This window comes from Chitinophaga sp. CC14 (genome assembly GCF_048957795.1).
Taxonomy (GTDB): Bacteria; Bacteroidota; Bacteroidia; order Chitinophagales; family Chitinophagaceae; genus Chitinophaga; species Chitinophaga ginsengisegetis.
Genome location: NZ_JARBFY010000003.1, coordinates 1,067,634 through 1,084,691, shown reverse-complemented (window position 1 = coordinate 1,084,691; position 17,058 = coordinate 1,067,634). Strand labels below are relative to the sequence as shown.

Sequence of the window (17,058 nt, the reverse complement as noted above, 5' to 3'; positions counted from 1 at the left end):
AATTATGAACAGCCTTTTGTTAATGATCACTACGTTGTTATACAGCGCCTGTCAGCCTTCGGCAGAAGAAATTACGCTGGTACGGCAGGGACGCAGCGAATATGTGATTGTGCTGCCGGAGCAGGCCACCAAAGCAGAAAGCAAAGCGGCGGGTATTTTCCGGGATTATATTCAACGCATTTCCGGGGCTGCATTACCGGTGATAACAGAACAACAATACAAAGACCAGCCCGCAGTATTTATTGGCAACACCAGTCATAGTGCTGGTCCGGCTGAAATTCACGGAGAAGGTTATTTCGCCGGCAGTAAAAACAAACAGCTCTTTATCCGCGGCGGCAGCGGCCAGGGAGTGGTATATGGCGTATATTATACTTTACAAACGTATATGGGTTGCCGTAAGGATGCTGCCGGTCCTGCCGTGATCCCAACGGTGAAGGATATACGTTTGAATGGCGCGATCTCCGATTTGCGGGAACCTGCATTTCTTTACCGGGAAAGCTACTACCCTCCTTCTATGGATGCCGAATACCTTGCCTGGCATGGGTTGCACCGGTTTGAAGACCTGTGGGGAATATGGGGACATTCCTTCTTCAAAATCCTTCCGCCGGATACTTATTTCAAAGAACATCCCGAATATTATTCAATGGTAAACGGCAAAAGGCAGCCGTTGCAGCTATGTTTAAGTAATGAAAACGTATATACTTTAACGGTAGAGTGGTTTAAAAAAGCCATTGCTGATAACCCGGATGCCATGTACTGGTCCATTGCCCCGCAGGATGGCGGCGGTGGCTGTACCTGCGATTTGTGCCGCAAGGCAGATGCAGAAGAAGGCGGTCCGCAGGGTTCACTGGTCCGTTTTGTAAACCGGGTGGCCAAACAATTCCCGGACCAGCGCTTTACCACACTGGCATATGGTTACACTGCCAAGGCCCCGGTGAAAACAAAACCGGGCGCCAATGTATTCATAATGCTGAGCACTATCGACGCATTCCGGCAGGAACCATTGGCGCAGGCCTCTTCCGCAGCTGGCTTCCGCAAAAACCTGGAAGGCTGGGAAGCTACTACTGGTAACCTTTTCATCTGGGATTACACCACACAGTTTACCAATTACCTGAATCCATTCCCCGACTATGGTAATCTCCAATCCAACCTGCAGTATTTTGCCACACATCATGTAAAGGGCGTGTTTTCCCAGGGCAGCGGCGAAACTTATGGTGATATGGCCGAATACAACAGCTACGTACAGGCGGCACTGTTATGGCAACCGGATACTGACATCAAAAAGATCACCAGCGACTTTTTAAAGGGCTATTACGGTCCTGCTGCCCCGGCGATGGGCCAATACCTCGATGCGCTCACTAATGCCGTTAAAAGCACCCGTGCAGTGCTGGATATTTATGGCAACCCCATCTACTCATCACACGATTATTTATCGCCCGTGCAAACAGACCTGTACTCTGGTTTCCTGGATAAGGCTGAAGCAGCAGCCGGTAACAACCCGCTTTATCTCCGCCGGGTGTATAATACCCGGTTGTTCCTGGAATACGCAGTGTTGCAGCAATCCCGCTTTTATGGCACCGACAAATATGGCTACCTCCAACCGGACGGCACGGTAAATCCGCGGTGGCCGCAGCGTGTACAGAAGTTTGTAGCGCAGTGTAAAACCGCCGGTGTGCAGGAACTTGCAGAAGGAGGATTATCACCGGATGCATATGCACAGGAATGGCAGGAGCTGTTTTCCCGCAAATGGGTAAAGAGCCTTGCATTGGGTGCGGCGGTTACTCTAGTAAACCCCTACACCCCGGAGTATACGCCTAAAAAGGAACGTACGCTCACCGACGGGTTAACCGGTGGCAACGACTTCAGTTACAACTGGCTCTTTACTTATGGCAAGGATATGATTGCCACTATTGATATGGGCAGCAGTAAAACTATCCGCCAGATCCAAATGAATTTTTTACAGGACGCACGGCATTATATTTTCAATCCCACACAAGTGTTGGTAGAAACCTCTGCGGATGGTACTCACTTTACCTCAGCCGGCGTGAAGGACATTCCTGTTCCGGAGGAAGATTACGCGGTGCGGATTAACCATTATACTTTCCCTGTTTCCGGGACGGCTGCCAGGTACATCCGGGTTACGGCCAGGTGCCCTGTTACGCTTCCTGATTGGCGCCTGGTTGAGGGGAAGAAGGCTGCGCTTTGTTGCGACGAGGTAATGGTGGAGTAAACCCTACCCTCAAAATCCCTTCTTCCAAAAATAAATTTGGAAAATAAACACTGTTCAGTATATTTGCACTGTAAACAATTCAACGTGGGCATAATAGAAAGAAAAGAACGTGAAAAGGCTGAGATGCGCAGGCGTATTGTAGACGTAGCTATTAAAATGTTTGTGGAAGACGGATACGAGAAAGTATCGATCCGCAATATTGCTGATAAAATAGAATACAGTCCTGCAACTATTTACCTTTATTACAAAGATAAAGATCAGCTGTTATACGATGTACAAACGGAGGCGTTTGCGACCCTGGCAACAGAGTTCCTGCAAAAAGTGAATAGCCGCGATCCGTTCAAAAGGCTGGAGCAGCTTGCGCATGCATATCTGGAGTTTTCAAGGAATCATCCGGAGTTATATGACCTGATGTTTATCATCAAGGCGCCCATGAATGCGGTGATGGATGAAGAAAAGTGGAAGAATGGAGATCCTGCCTACGATGCTTTATATAACCTGATGCAGGAATGTATAGACAAAAAATTAGTGAAGTTTAAAAATGCAACTGTCGGTACGCTGTCGGTATGGTCCTTTGCACATGGATTTATAAGCCTGAACCTGCGGGGAAGATGTGTTAAAGTCTCAGGTGTATCTGATGAAGATATGCCGGCAGTGATGGACGAAGCCATCAAAGAATACCTGCGGATGATTAAAGCATAGTATTGCTTTGTGAAGATGAAATGTAACCGGAAAATATACACTAAAAAGCCGCTACGGCTTTTTTTTAAACCCTCTATTAAACACTGTTCAGTATATCAACAACGATTAACAAAAAGCCTTGCAGGCTTTATTTTTTTCGGCTTCAATAAACACCGTTCATTATGTACACATCAATCACAAAAGGGGCATTGTTAATAATCCTGCTCACAGCGGGTTTCAGCTCCTCTGCACAAAGTTCTGTGCTGGATCAATACATACAATCCGCCTTCAGCAACAATAAAGGACTAAAAGATCAAAACTTTCAGCTCACTAAATCAATGCTCGCTTTGCAGGAAGCGAAAAGCCTTTTTGGACCGAATGTATCGGTACTGGGCAGCTACACCAAATCGGCAGGAGGCCGTACCATCGACTTTCCCATCGGGGACATTATGAACCCGGTGTACAATAGCCTGAACCAGCTGACCAACAGCCACGATTTTAAAAACATCGACAACGTATCCGTACAGCTGAACCCCGACAACTTTTACGATGCAAAGGTGAGAGCCAGTTTGCCGCTGATCAATGCCGAGATCTATTACAACCAGAAGATCCGGAGAGAACAGATTACACAGCAACAGGCAGCCCTGAATGTATACAAGCGGGAACTGGTGCGCGATATTAAATCGGCTTATTACCAATACTACCAGGCCGCACAGGCAGTAGCCATTTACAATAATGCCCTGTCGCTCATCAATGAAAACATCCGCATCAATGAAAGCATGGTACGTAATGGTATACGTAACAATACCGCCCTGTACCGTGCACAAACAGAGAAACAAAAAACGGATGCCGATATCAACAAAGCCATTAACGCGCGGCAGAACTCCAAAGCCTATTTCAACTTCCTGCTGAACCGCGCACTCGATGAAAACATTACGCTCGACAGCACACTTCTTCAAGTGCCGGCACAGCTGCCCGGTAAAGATATCAACGGCCGCGAAGAACTGGCTCAGTACAAAAGCGCTACTAACGTATACCGCTTAAACGAACAACTGCAACGCTCCTACCTGGTACCAAAACTCAGTACCTTCATTGACCTCGGCTCACAGGGCACAGGCGCGCGTTTCGATAAAGATACCCGCTACTACCTGTTTGGTGTAAACCTGGAATGGAACCTGTTCGCCTCCCATAAATACAAATACAAAATTAAACAGGCGGCTAACGAAGTAGCCACCATCACCAACGCTGCCGACCAAACAACCGACCAGTTACGGTTACAGCTATACGAAGCTGTCAACAACTACCAGACCGCCCTGCTGAATTTCAAAACTGCCCAAAGCCAGCTGTCGTTTGCGGAAAGGTATTACCGGGACCAGATGAAAGTATATAAAGAAGGACAACTGCTTTATATAGAACTGCTCGACGCACAAAACCAGCTTACACAGGCCCAGCTGCAAACTACCGTAACACAGGCTGCTGTGCAAACGGCCTACGCATCGGTAGAACGTGCACAGGCATCTTACGATATTAACAACAATTACAACAACCAATAAACTCACACCCATGAAAAATACATTGCTCCTGCTGCCCTTCTCCCTGTTGCTGTTTTCCTGCGGCAGCAAACCGGCAGCTACCACCACCGTTTCCGATACCATCCCGGTGAAGATCATGCCGCTGGAAAAACAGGGAACTGCCGTTACGATCAATGCTTCCGGGCAATTTACCACCGATGATGAAGTATATCTTTCTTTCAAAACCAACGGTATCATCAGCAGCATCCTGGTAAAGGAGGGGGATAAAGTACATAAGGGACAATTACTGGCAACACTCAATCTCACAGAAATAAATGCGCAGGTGCAAAAAGACCAGCTGGCCTTTGAGAAAGCCCAGCGCGATTACCAGCGTATTGTACGGTTGCATAACGACAGCGTAGCCACACAGGAACAGCTGGAAAACAGCAAAACCACTATGGACCAGGCCAGGCAGCAACTGAGCACTACCCAGTTTAACCGCAGCTTCTCTGCTATTCACGCCACACAGGATGGGTATGTATTGCATAAACTGGTGAGCAGCGGACAAATGGTGAATGCAGGCACACCGGTATTACAAACCAATGGCGCCAGCAGCTCGCACTGGTTACTTCGTGTAGGCGTGAGCGACAGGGAATGGGCACAGGTAAAAAACGGCGACAAAGCCAGCATTGAAATATCCGGCATCCCCGGCGATTCACTCACTGGTACGGTTACACGTAAATCTGAAGGCATTGATGCACAAAGCGGCACCTTCCTCATTGATGTACAACTCACCGGCAACAAGCCCGCCGCTATCGCGGCCGGCATGTTTGGCCGCTGTCATATTCACGCCGGCGCAGTTTCCGGCAGCACGGCATGGAGTATTCCATACGCCTCTCTCCTGGATGGTAACGGCAGCAGCGGTTTCGTATTTGTAACCAACGACAATAAAACCGCGCAGAAAATACCCGTTACCATCGCAGGTATGGAAAAAGAAAATGTACTCATCAGCACCGGCATGGAACAGGCGAAGGCACTCATTATTTCCGGCAGTGCCTATCTGAAGGATCAATCACCTATCCGTATCATCCAATAACTATTACGATCATGAAAATAGCCAGATATGCCGTCAAAAATTACCAGTTCACGCTGGTGATATTCATAATGATCATCGTGTTGGGCATCACCACCATCCTCAATATGCCCCGCTCCGAAGATCCGGAACTGAGATCGCCGCAATTCAATGTCGTTGTAGTGTACCCCGGTACCAGCCCTAAAGACATGGAAGACATGGTGGTAGATCCACTGGAAAAAGAAATCTACGGACTGGACGACATGAAACGTGTTCGTACCTCCATCAGCGATGGTGTGGCCGTTATGCACGTGGAATATAAATACAGCTCCAACGTAGACCAGAAATACCAGGAACTGGTGAGAGAGGTAAACAACAAACGGCAGGAACTGCCGGCAGATATTTACAGCATTGAAGTGCAGAAACAGGAACCCTCTGATGTAAATATCCTGCAGGTAGCGTTAATCTCTGAAAACACCTCCCGCGACAAACTCCGCTACTATGCCGATAAATTGCAGGATGAACTGGAGAAAGTGCCATCCCTGAAAAACGTAAAGCTGCATGGCTTGCCGGAACAACAGGTAAGGGTAGAACTGCAATTGGATAAAATGGCGCAGCTCCATCTGCCGGTGAATACCGTGATGACAGCCATGCAAAGTGAAATGGCCAATATACCTGGTGGTAGTATCGATGCGGGTGATAAAAGTTTCAATATCAAAACCAGCGGTAACTATCAGCACATCGATGAAATCAGCAACACGATTGTATCTGCCGGTAACGGGAAAAATATTTTCCTGAAAGATATTGCCCGCGTATATTATGGTTTTGAAGACGAAAAGTATTTTGTACGGCTGAATGGTCACCGGTGTGTGGTGGTATCCGCAGCACAGAAAACCGGTGAAAATATTACCAAAACACAGATCGCTTATAAGCCGGTAATTGAGAAGTTCAAAAAGACGTTGCCCGCCAATATCGACCTGGTGCAGTATTTCGACCAGGCCGACGCCGTAAACGGCCGTTTAAGTGGTTTGGGAAAAGACTTTATCATTGCTATCCTGCTGGTGGCCTTTACCCTGCTCCCATTGGGTCAGCGGCCGGCACTCATTGTGATGATCTCTATCCCCCTGTCGTTGTCTATTGGTATTGTATTACTGCAGCTATTTGGCTATAGCCTGAATCAACTGAGCATTGTAGGATTGGTAGTAGCATTGGGACTACTGGTAGATGATAGTATTGTGGTAGTAGAGAATATAGAAAGATGGATACTGGAAGGACATAGCCGTATGGAAGCCACGCTGAAAGCCACTTCACAGATAGGGCTGGCGGTAATCGGCTGCACCGCCGCATTGGTTATTTCGTTTATGCCGCTGGTATTTATGCCGGAAGGCAGTGGCGATTTTATCCGTAGTCTCCCGCTGGCAGTGATCTTCAGCGTGCTGGCATCTATGGCCGTGTCGCTGACTATTATCCCGTTCCTTGCCAGCCGTTTGCTGAAGGAGCACACCGGTAATCCGGAAGGCAACCTGTTTATGCGTTTGCTCAAAAGGCTGATCCACGGCAGTTATGCAAAGCTGCTCGACAAAGCATTGCATCGCCCCGTGATCACTATCTTGGTGTCACTGGTAATTTTTGGCGCCTCCGTCGGGTTATTTAAGGTGATTGGTTTCAGCCTGTTTCCTGCATCAGAAAAGCCGCAGTTTCTTATCAATATTTTTGCTCCGCCACAGTCGAACCTGAGCTATACCAACAGTATTGTGCAGCAGATAGAAAAAGAACTGAAGCAGGAAAAGATGGTAAGCTCGTATGCCAGTAATATCGGCAAAGGCAATCCCCGTATCTATTACAACGAAATACAGGAAAATGAAAAAAGTGATTATGCACAGCTCTTTGTGCAACTGGATCCACATACCAGTCCGGCCGACAAAAACAAACTGATTGAATCGCTCCGTAAAAAATGGACACCTTATCCCGGCGCCAAAGTAGAGGTAAAAAACTTTGAGCAGGGACCGCCGATGGTAGCGCCGGTGGAAGTACGGTTGTTTGGAGATAATCTGGATACCTTACGATCTTTAGCCGGCAATGTGGAAAAGATGCTGGAGAAAACCCAGGGCACCATTTATATCAACAACCCGGTAAGTAACCTGAAGTCGGATATCCGCGTGCGGATAGACCGTGAAAAGGCGCAGCAGCTGGGCATCCCCACCGCCAATATCGACAGGGTGGTACGTTTAGCCGTGGCCGGTATTAACCTCGGTCAGTATAACGACCAGAATGATAATGACTACGACATCCTGCTTACCAAGCAGAAAACAGCCAAACCCACGCTGGATGTATTCAGAGATCTGTACGTGAACAACAGCCAGGGAACCGCGATTCCGCTTTCACAGGTGGCACAGCTGCAGCTGGAAACATCTCCCCTGACTATTAAGCACCAGGAGAAAAACCGCGTAGTAGCGGTGAGCGCTTTTATAAAGAAGGGCTTCCTGACCGACCAGGTGATAGAAGATGTAGTAAAACAGATGGATGCCCTGAAACTACCTGCAGGATACACTTACGAGATGGGTGGAGAAGTAGAGAGCCGGAAAAATTCCTTTGGAGGATTTATGAGTGTGATCATTGTCACCATCTTCCTTTTTGTGGCCGTGTTGATCCTTCAGTTCAAAACGTTTAAGAGTATGCTCATTGTTTTATCGGTGATACCTTTGGGTATTGTTGGCGCCGCCATTGCGTTGTGGCTCACCGGCAATTCGCTGTCGTTTGTTGCGATCATCGGACTGATAGCGCTGGCAGGTATTGAGGTGAAGAACACGATTTTGCTGGTAGACTTTACCAACCAGTTGCGGATGCAGGGCAAGCCTTTGGAAGCCGCCATCCGCGAGGCCGGCGAGGTACGGTTCCTGCCTATTGTGCTCACATCCCTCACGGCTATCGGCGGGTTAATTCCTGTAGCGATATCCACTAATCCACTGATTGCGCCGCTGGCCATTGTGCTGATAGGTGGTTTGATCAGCTCTACTTTGTTGTCGCGTATTGTTACACCGGTGGTGTATAAACTCATTCCACCGAGGATTGAAGCGATTAACAACAACGGGCATAGTTCGCATAAACGGAAAGACCGGGAAGAGGACGAATCGGTATTATCGCCTCATGCTATAATTCACAATTCGTAATTAGCAATTAGTTCCTTACTTTTATGGCTAATTTGCTAGTCACCAATCCTCTGAAAATTAGTTCTTATGAAAAAAATCTTCCTGGCATTTGCAACCATGCTCCTGATGATCTGTATCAGTTCACAGTCGTCACAGGCACAATTGAAACGATTCAGTATCGGACCTTTTGTTGAAGCAGGCTTCCCGGTAGGCGACTTCGGTGATACCCACAATACCGGTTATGGTATTGGTTTGGGCGCTGATGTAAAGCTGATAGCAGGTTTAACTGCTGTGGGTTCCGTGAGCTACTTTCATTTTGGCGGTAAAAGCTTTAACACAGGCGGTGTAACCGGTAACTATTCGGATTACAATGTGGTACCTATCCGTTTGGGATTGCGGTATAACCTGATCTCTATTCTTTATGTGAAGGTAGAAGGTGGTACTGTTCAATATACCGGTAAAAACTACAGCGGTGTAGGCGGACTGGTAGCTCCGGGTGTTGGTATCCGTATACTGGGTCTTGATGTAGAAGCCAAGTATGAGGCGTGGTTTAAAGATGGCACCAGAAGTTTCTTTGGCCTGAAAGCCGGATATAATTTTTAAAAAGATGAAAAGCTGGTAGTAACAACTACCAGCTTTTCATCTTTTTAAAATATCGTTGCTGTCCATGTTCTTTCAAACAATCCATCCGGCGCCAGCCGGTTAATCCCCTCTTTCCCTTCCAACTCCCCGGTAGCATCTACACTATCAGCAATTCCACACCAGGGTTCAATACAAACAAAGTCGGCATCTTTAGCCGCCCAGATGCCCATATACGGGAAGCCTTCAAAGGCCAGCGTTAAGCCATGCGGGGTACGGTTGCTTTTGATGCTGATGGCCGTAGACGCCAGGTTTTTGAATACCAGGGCATCATTGTAAAACAGGGATTTCTTCAGCGGCAGTTCGTGCGTATGCTGAAGATATGGAACGGGAGTGGTTTCTACCTGTCCGCCTGCGGATAATGGCCAGATCCCTGCCTCTTCTTCTTTATTAAAATACAGGTAATAATCTTCATATGTTGTATCCGGCACCAGCGGCAATTTAAAGGCCGGATGGGCGCCTACAGAGAAGAGCAGGGTTTTATCATCCCGGTTGAGCACCTGGTAGGTAACCTGTAACTGATCGTCCTGCAGGAGGTACTGGATCGTAAAGTCGAACCGGAAGGGATATACTTTACGGGTAGTTTCGCTATCCGAGAGACGGAGACTTACATATTCCGCTCCCTGTTCCGTTACTGTAAACAGTTGCTCCCTGGCAAAGCCGTGGCGGCCAAGCGTGTAGAGTTCCCCGCGGTATTGATAGGTATTTTCTTTCAGGCCCCCTACTATGGGGAATAATACGGGGCTTTTCTTGCCCCAGAAGGCGGGGTCGCCACTCCATAAATATTCGAGGCTGGTATCTTTCCTCACAATGCTCTGCAGTTCTGCTCCCTGGGGGTTCACCTGTACGGTGAGTTTTTCGTTGGATATCTGTATCATAATCTGAAGCTGTTATAATGGAACAATGCGAAGATAGGCTGTAAATGGAACAAAGCTTTGTACCTTTGCCAGGTATTTTTAAACCTTACAAAGCGAAGGCATTATGGAATCATTAAAAGGAAAAAAGGCCCTGATCACCGGTGGTGGCAAAGGCATAGGTCGTGCGCTGGCAATAGCGCTGGCACAGGAAGGCGTAGATATAGCCCTGTTGGGACGTAGTGCCGGACCGCTGGAAGCAGTGGCAAAGGAAATCAGTGGTTTGGGCGTAAAAGTAGCTTATGCAACTGCAGACGTGAGTGATCTTCCCGCGGTGAATGAGGCGGTGGCCCAGCTGACAAAAGAATTGGGGGAACCCGATATCCTGATCAACAATGCCGGCATTGCTGCTTTTGGCAATTTTATGGACCTGGACCCCGTTCAATGGGAGCAGATTATCCGGGTAAACCTGCTGGGCGTGTATTATGTAACCCGTGCTGTATTACCGGGTATGATAGCAAGAAAAACCGGTGACATCATCAATATATCTTCCACTGCAGGGCAACGGGGCGCACCGCTTACCAGTGCTTACAGCGCTTCCAAGTTCGGCCTGCTGGGCTTAACAGAGTCGCTGATGCTGGAAGTAAGGAAACACAATATCCGGGTGAGCGCCTTAACACCGAGCACCATTGCAACGGATATGGCAAAAGACCTGAATTTAACGGATGGTAACCCGGACAAAGTATTGCAGCCGGAAGACCTGGCGGAGTTTGTAGTGGCGCAGCTGAAGCTGAACAGAAGAGTGCTGGTGAAATCAGCCGGGTTATGGTCTACCAATCCATAACGACAGGTCCCTTGTTTCAGCAGGCGCCTTCCTGCTGAAACAAGGGTATCCTTTTATTTTTTATTACAAATGCGATAGGCATACCCGATTGAGGCCGTAGCGGCGCCGGTATTATTTTTACCATTGGCACTGCCTTCCTGGATATTGAGGAAACCATAGTTTCCACCCCCTTCCACAAATACCTGGTGACGGCCGAAGATATAGGCCAGTCCTAAGTTCCCGCTTACTCCCACATTAAAAGTATGCAACTGGTCTTTGATGTCTGTTGTTTTGTCGAACGACTGGGGTTGCTGCGTAATAGGCTGTTTACCTTCCTCATCGAGGTAAAGGATGCTGCTGCCGCTGGTGACCTGTTTGGCACTCAGGAGGAAGCCGAAGAACGGACCTGCATCCACGTAGAGGCGTAAGGGTGAGGTAGGTCCCAGGTTCCAGCCAAATTTAGCGAGGATGGGCACCATCAGGTAGTTCAGCTTTGCCTGGCTCTCGAAATCTGCATACAGATAGGTTGGCGGGGGCACGCTGGGAGGCAATGCTCCGGCCATTTCACGGGGAAACGGGAATGCCTGTATCCCTTCTTTTTTACCACCCTGTGATGAGTAGGAGATCATGGCTTCAATAGAAAAGAGTTTGCTGATGTGATATTCACCGAGGATGCCGAAATCCGGTCCCTGGCGCGAGCTGTAGCCCGTATTGAGGGGGTTGCTCTCACTACCGCCGGCAGTAAGATTCGGGATACTGATGCCTCCGCGGACACCAAGATCAACCTGTGCATTTGCCTGTATACAGCAGCATAGCAGGAGAACAGGCAGGAGCCATTTGTAAGAGCGATAGAATTTCATAGTTAATTAATTGTAACCGAATTTACTACTTATCTCACATTACTTAGCCAGCCCGCTATAAACAATAATACTTCCCGGCTGGCGGGCTCATTATGCATTTCGTGGTACATGCCCTCCCACTCACGGTAGGTAAGCAAGGCGGAGGGCGCCCTTTCAGCAAATAAGCGGGAGCCTTCCACGGCGGTAAATTCATCGGCATTGCCGTGGATAAGCAGCGATGGTACACATAGTTCAGCCGCGTGTAACAGGCACCAGGCGCCGTTTTGGATCATATCGTTGGCCAGCCGCAGGCTCAGTTTATCATGTCGCATGGGATCAGCCCTGAATTTCTCTACTTCGGTCTTATCATGTGAAATTTTATTGATGTCCAGTCCTTGTTTGATCCGGATATTGGGAGCTATGGCGCTGGCCACTTTCAGCACGCCTTTCAGAAAACCGCCGGGGCGCATGCCAATGATCAAAGCCGGCGCGGAAATAACCGCCGCCATGATTTCCGGCTGCCGCCGGAGTAAGAAGCCGGTGAGCACGCCGCCGCCCATACTATGACCATACATTACCACCGGTTTGTGATAGGTATCTTCCACATGCCGCACGAAGCTTTGTAAATAATCAAACATAAATTCAAAGCCTTTGGTCGCGCCTTTTGCTCCATCGCTTTTACCATGGCCGTAATGATCGATGCCAATCACCAGGTATCCTTCCTTCATGAAAAAGGCGGCCACATGATCGTAGCGGCCAATATGCTCGCCAATGCCATGTACAATGATCATGACCCGTCCGAAGTTTTCAGGGATCCAGTTGATACCATGAAACCTGGTACGCTGATAAAACCAGTAAAATTCATTCATAGCCGGAGGTGCTGGTGCAGAAACGAAGATAAAGAATATCTTTACGCCCTATTTCAACCAGATAAAATTAACTGAATAACACAAATGAGCAAACAAGCCACCACTTCGCCGGTATACAGCATTCCTTTAAGTTACCGTAAGATGGAAAACCTTCATATTGTTTTCTGGCTGTTGAAAGATATCAGCTGGTGCATGATATGGAAGCCCCTGGGCGTAGCGATGATCTTCCCCACCCTGATCATTTCCATCGTGATCGCGTGGCGTACCCGCCAGTTTATGTCGGAGCTGTGCCACAATGTGGCGATTTCTGTATGGATTGCGGCCAACTCCTACTGGATGATCAGTGAGTTTTTCCATTTTGACACACAGGTAATAACAGGTGATATCACCTTTAAACATCTCGCCCTGATTCCTTTTGTAACCGGGATATTAATACTGGCTTATTTCTACCTGTATTATCAACCCAGGCATAAAGAAGAAACAGAAGTGATCACTGAATAAGATGCGTATGCAGCAATGCCCGTATTTCCGGTTCCAGTAAGGATTTATCTTCTACCGTAATATTTACCAGGTAATAATTATTCCCGCTGCAGAGCGCATCCCATCTCCATTCGAGTTGACTGCTGCTGCGGCGGGTACGGCTTTCATACCACCAGGCAGTGTACAACGTACTGTTTTCTTTTTTCAATTCAGCAGTATACACTTTCGCACCCTGTATAGTTGCTTCCTGTATCTTATAAAACCCAAAGCCACTTCCTTTCCAGCAGATCATGGGCTGATGATCCGTAAAATAAAATCCCGGGATTCCTTTTACATACAATAAGGCATTAGTTTTTGTTTGTTTGACGATATGACCGTCCAATACGGCGTAGCTATAGCCGGACAGGTGCTTTACCTGCTGATCCATTTCACCGGAAGCGGTGCTTCTTGGGGTCATAAAAAAGTGTCCGCCAATAATACCGGCAGCCAGCACCGCGTGTAACAGCCAGCCATATAACGGTGGCGGCTGCACGCCATTGTACGCGGAGTTTACTTTTCCGTAACGTTGCAGCATCCACTTGATGCCGGGGAGCAGCGGCAGGATCACATAGATCAGCAGCGTGGCGATCCCCATCGCATCATGCGCCATTGTTTCCGGAGGTAAAGCAAACTGCACCAGCAATATAATCCGGAACAGGTTAGCGATTATGTTTAACGCGGAAATGGCCACTAACACCACCACAATACCGGTTAACGGCAGTACTTTCTGATAACGGCGCTGGTAAAGGGCTATCAGCATCACACCACATAGTAGTGAAGTAAGCATCATCTGTAAACCCATACAGGCAGGGTCTACACTGAACTCATTACTTCCCAGCAGGATCATGTTGCCGGTGGTGGTAACCTGCGGATTAATGCCTGCCAGTATGTTACCAGCCACACCGGTGAGCCATAACCTGATCGGGAAACTGAATACGTTTACCACAAAATTAATTGCCGGCGCAATGAGTGCAGCAGTGATGAAAGTGAGCGTTTGTAATCTCCCGAAAAAAAATTCTGTTACAAAAAACAAGGTGGTAATAAGCGTTGCATACCGGAAAGTTAATACAGGGATTTGCCACGACAGTAACAAAAAGAACAGGGCTATCCAGCCGCAACGCATACTGCCGGGGCGTGACTTGTCCACCTTCAACACCACTCCCATCGCTATTACGCATAGCAGGAAGAAAGTACTCTCCCAGGAGAAATAATGTTGCAGTTGTAAAATGCCCAGTACGGTATAAACTGCCAGCAATAATACCGGCAGTTTTGTTCCTTTATTCAATATACGTGTATGCGGTAACGTTAGCATGCGCTTCTTTTTCGTTTGAATAATTTTTCGAACCGTACATAGGCAAGTATGGCCACTGCTATGATGAAAAGCGCCCATTCGTGCGGTTCGGGTACGGCGCCATGACCTTTCAGAGAAGCATTTTTCAGGCTGTTTACATCATCACTGATCTTGAATTTATCGTAGTCGGCCTGTGTTTCAAGCACAATTAAACTGGACAACGGCGTGACCACGTAAGCAGCTTTGGCGGCATTGATCAGCGCTGTATCGGAAGACAAATCTTCTCCTGTAACTTTTGGCCCCAGTTCTTTCAGGATGGAATTGTAAGCGAACAGGCGCGCCAGGTGATCCGGCCCCTCTGTTTGAGTGTTATCCATGCTGCGGGCAATGCGGATTTGCGCATCTTCCATAATCAGCTGGTTACTGTCTTCCTCCTGGCGCAGGAAGCTATTGTTACGTAACTGCGCCAGCAACTGATCCTTTGTTCCGTTTTCGTATACCAGTGACCGTGACTCCTTCAGCGTAGCCAGGTAAGGGCTTAGGGTATTACTTATATTGTATAATCTTATTTTTTCGTGAGATAGAAAAAGGCGCAGGTTATTCCTGAAAGCGGAAGTATCCAGGTCGCTGAGCTGAGGCGAAATATTGTCTGAAGCGCTGATCACCAGTGCTGTTGCAGGGTTGGTTATTTTATAAAAGGGGAACAGGGAAAAGCGTTGATCGTGCAGTTCGCTGAAGAGTGCTTGCTTGTTATCTTCCTTCACTGCCATCATTCCTTTGCGGGGATGAAATATCCATACCTTTTTATTGTTGAGTTGAGAGATGATCTCCCGGTAATCATCATAGCTCCAGCTATTATTTACATCCAGGTAGTAGTTTTCCGGTACAAATAATTCATAGGAAGGTTGGTAGGACAACAACGTATATCGCTGACCGTTAAAGCTGAAGGCAGCATTGTCTGTTGCTTCATTGCGCATTGTCAACTCCCAGTCCGCATCATACTTCCCGGTTTTTCCGACCGTCTTCCCCTTGTCTGAATAGAACCCACCGGGATAGCTCAGTTCTCCGGGCCATTTATCCATATTGAGTTTTACTTCGTAATGCGCATCCTCATGTGCCGGGCCTTCAAACCATACCGGTTGATACACCAGTTTACCGTGTTGCACTTTCAATGGCGAAGTGATCCCGATCTTAAATTTCCGTTCTTCATTCTGTAGTACGGGGAATATACGTACTACTACGCGGTTGCCTTCCTGCCAGTGTACCACCGACGGATCGCGTTGTTGCCGGCCTACAATTTCCGAATAGGCTTCCGTGGCTTTCGCCTGGGTGGTGAGGATGGCTTTCTCTTCATGGTTATTGATCCACAATGACAGCGAAGTAACTACTGCGCCCTCCGGGAGATGAAATGTGTAAATGGCTTCTTCGCTGCTGCTCCATCTGCGTTTGGGAATATTTTTAACCGTGTAAATATTTTCCGTATAGGCCAGGTGATACTGTGGCCAGATGTTGGCGGTTGTACTTACGCCGGTAGTTACCAGGTCTTTTCCGGTCCAGTAGCGGTCTACCGTATAATGTCTTTTATCAAACATTACGTTCAGCATCTTCAGGCGGTCTTCTTCCGGGATAGTTATAGTACCCAAAAATGCGCCGGCGGTCATAAACAGCGGATCATGTGTTCGTCTTTCTCCAAACTCCCTGTCGGGCATATCCCAAAGATTGAAGCCCGACTGCACACCCGGGCTGGTATAAACGATATCTGTTTTCAGCAGCTGCGCTGTTATAAAGCTGGTCCCGGCCTCCTGCGCGGCCTTGATCCAGGGTGGCAACTCCTCTGTTACTGCAATATTACTTTTCGTATAGGCGTGCTCCATTTTGCTTTTGTCGTTCGCATACGCCACCATGTATAGTATTACTGCCAGTGCAGCCACTGCGCCCGACCACAAGTAGGTGAGCCGGTAGCTGCGCACCGGCCATACCAGTTTTCTCACCATCCGGAAGTTAAACCAGAGCAGGAAAATGGGTGAAAATGTAACGATGGAAAGTCCGATGGCCAACAGGCCGATCAGGCTTACCAGGTACACCGGCAACAGGTAAAAAGCCAGGTAAAAGGGCAGCAGCAATGTAAAGCCAAGCACCGCGCATTGCAGGTACTTCACCCATTCCGGCCATCTTTCAAAAAATCCAAATGCCAGTATATTGGCGCAAATAAAAATCAGCATAACCGCCGACCAGGTGGAAGATGATTCAAATACACGAATGGACTCATTCACCGTATAGGCATCTGTGAGCAGCAGCACTACGAATACCGACATCACTTTTCTTCTTCCCTCCCAGGGTTTAAGAAAGCCGCCGATCCAGCAACTGAAAAAATAAAGTAAGGTGATCAGGTGTGTAATGATGAATACGCCGTCGGAATTTGTACCTGCCGGTGGAAAGGCGGAATAGCACCTGGCGATAAGGGCGAAACATAGCAATGTAAGGCCGAACACATAAGGCGCCGGCAGGGTTCTGGAGGTATTGACTTCCATTATAGATGATTTGAATACGCCCCAAATATATAAAATAAAAAGTACTTTGC

At 47.9% G+C, this 17,058-nt stretch carries 13 protein-coding genes; 8 read left to right on the top strand and 5 right to left on the bottom strand.

The window, feature by feature from the left end; all coding sequences use genetic code 11:
• The first annotated feature begins 4 nt into the window (after positions 1-4).
• From PV783_RS14500 to PV783_RS14475, 6 genes are all read left to right on the top strand, one after another.
• Entirely contained in the window at positions 5-2,230 is a 2,226-nt protein-coding gene (locus tag PV783_RS14500) for a DUF4838 domain-containing protein (RefSeq protein ID WP_420988522.1), read from the top strand.
• A gap of 84 nt (positions 2,231-2,314) precedes the next feature.
• Positions 2,315-2,932, top strand: a complete 618-nt coding sequence (locus PV783_RS14495; RefSeq protein WP_143313488.1) for a TetR/AcrR family transcriptional regulator — start codon at positions 2,315-2,317, stop codon at positions 2,930-2,932.
• A gap of 161 nt (positions 2,933-3,093) precedes the next feature.
• Complete coding sequence (locus tag PV783_RS14490; RefSeq protein WP_420988521.1) at positions 3,094-4,464, top strand: TolC family protein; 1,371 nt, start codon at positions 3,094-3,096, stop codon at positions 4,462-4,464.
• A gap of 10 nt (positions 4,465-4,474) precedes the next feature.
• Complete coding sequence (locus tag PV783_RS14485) at positions 4,475-5,518, top strand: efflux RND transporter periplasmic adaptor subunit (protein WP_420988520.1); 1,044 nt, start codon at positions 4,475-4,477, stop codon at positions 5,516-5,518.
• Between the two features lie 11 nt (positions 5,519-5,529).
• Positions 5,530-8,664: an efflux RND transporter permease subunit gene (locus tag PV783_RS14480; protein WP_420988519.1), complete on the top strand. Its 3,135-nt coding sequence runs from the start codon at positions 5,530-5,532 to the stop codon at positions 8,662-8,664.
• 66 nt (positions 8,665-8,730) lie between these two features.
• The gene (locus PV783_RS14475; protein WP_079468184.1) at positions 8,731-9,246 is read left to right on the top strand and encodes a hypothetical protein; all 516 of its coding nucleotides are present in this window, start codon (positions 8,731-8,733) and stop codon (positions 9,244-9,246) included.
• Positions 9,247-9,290: 44 nt separating this feature from the next.
• Here PV783_RS14475 and PV783_RS14470 read toward each other — a convergent pair whose 3' ends face one another.
• Entirely contained in the window at positions 9,291-10,160 is an 870-nt protein-coding gene (locus PV783_RS14470) for an aldose 1-epimerase family protein (protein WP_420988518.1), read from the bottom strand.
• Between the two features lie 103 nt (positions 10,161-10,263).
• Between PV783_RS14470 and PV783_RS14465 the strand changes: the two genes are divergently transcribed.
• A complete protein-coding gene (locus PV783_RS14465) occupies positions 10,264-10,980 on the top strand; it encodes a 3-ketoacyl-ACP reductase (RefSeq protein ID WP_363434961.1) in 717 nt (238 codons plus the stop codon).
• Between the two features lie 53 nt (positions 10,981-11,033).
• On the opposite strand, the gene PV783_RS14460 is transcribed toward PV783_RS14465, so the two are convergent.
• Positions 11,034-11,819, bottom strand: coding sequence for a porin family protein (locus PV783_RS14460; protein WP_420988517.1), 786 nt, complete (start codon positions 11,817-11,819; stop codon positions 11,034-11,036).
• A 29-nt stretch (positions 11,820-11,848) separates the two neighbouring features.
• Entirely contained in the window at positions 11,849-12,667 is an 819-nt protein-coding gene (locus tag PV783_RS14455) for a lysophospholipase (RefSeq protein ID WP_420988516.1), read from the bottom strand.
• Between the two features lie 84 nt (positions 12,668-12,751).
• On the opposite strand from PV783_RS14455, the gene PV783_RS14450 reads away from it, so the two are divergent.
• On the top strand, positions 12,752-13,168 hold the full coding sequence (locus PV783_RS14450; RefSeq protein ID WP_235015872.1) for a hypothetical protein: 417 nt from the start codon (positions 12,752-12,754) through the stop codon (positions 13,166-13,168).
• Here the strand turns inward: PV783_RS14450 and xrtN are convergent.
• Positions 13,158-14,498 (bottom strand): exosortase N, encoded by a 1,341-nt coding sequence (gene xrtN, locus PV783_RS14445; RefSeq protein ID WP_420988515.1) that lies wholly within the window; start codon positions 14,496-14,498, stop codon positions 13,158-13,160. The two genes, PV783_RS14450 and xrtN, sit on opposite strands and share 11 nt — an antisense overlap.
• Positions 14,492-17,008, bottom strand: a complete 2,517-nt coding sequence (locus PV783_RS14440) for an XrtN system VIT domain-containing protein (RefSeq protein ID WP_420988514.1) — start codon at positions 17,006-17,008, stop codon at positions 14,492-14,494. The genes xrtN and PV783_RS14440 overlap by 7 nt, the downstream gene beginning before the upstream one ends.
• Between the last annotated feature and the right edge of the window lie 50 nt (positions 17,009-17,058).

What these genes read in the sequence shown, in the direction of transcription:
- PV783_RS14500 (WP_420988522.1), top strand. Translation starts at nt 5, where the DNA reads ATGAACAGCCTTTTGTTAATGATCACTACGTTGTTATACAGCGCCTGT.
- PV783_RS14470 (WP_420988518.1), bottom strand. Translation starts at nt 10,160, where the DNA reads ATGATACAGATATCCAACGAAAAACTCACCGTACAGGTGAACCCCCAG.
- PV783_RS14490 (WP_420988521.1), top strand. Translation starts at nt 3,094, where the DNA reads ATGTACACATCAATCACAAAAGGGGCATTGTTAATAATCCTGCTCACA.
- PV783_RS14485 (WP_420988520.1), top strand. Translation starts at nt 4,475, where the DNA reads ATGAAAAATACATTGCTCCTGCTGCCCTTCTCCCTGTTGCTGTTTTCC.
- PV783_RS14465 (WP_363434961.1), top strand. Translation starts at nt 10,264, where the DNA reads ATGGAATCATTAAAAGGAAAAAAGGCCCTGATCACCGGTGGTGGCAAA.
- PV783_RS14460 (WP_420988517.1), bottom strand. Translation starts at nt 11,819, where the DNA reads ATGAAATTCTATCGCTCTTACAAATGGCTCCTGCCTGTTCTCCTGCTA.
- PV783_RS14475 (WP_079468184.1), top strand. Translation starts at nt 8,731, where the DNA reads ATGAAAAAAATCTTCCTGGCATTTGCAACCATGCTCCTGATGATCTGT.
- xrtN (WP_420988515.1), bottom strand. Translation starts at nt 14,498, where the DNA reads ATGCTAACGTTACCGCATACACGTATATTGAATAAAGGAACAAAACTG.
- PV783_RS14455 (WP_420988516.1), bottom strand. Translation starts at nt 12,667, where the DNA reads ATGAATGAATTTTACTGGTTTTATCAGCGTACCAGGTTTCATGGTATC.
- PV783_RS14480 (WP_420988519.1), top strand. Translation starts at nt 5,530, where the DNA reads ATGAAAATAGCCAGATATGCCGTCAAAAATTACCAGTTCACGCTGGTG.
- PV783_RS14440 (WP_420988514.1), bottom strand. Translation starts at nt 17,008, where the DNA reads ATGGAAGTCAATACCTCCAGAACCCTGCCGGCGCCTTATGTGTTCGGC.
- PV783_RS14450 (WP_235015872.1), top strand. Translation starts at nt 12,752, where the DNA reads ATGAGCAAACAAGCCACCACTTCGCCGGTATACAGCATTCCTTTAAGT.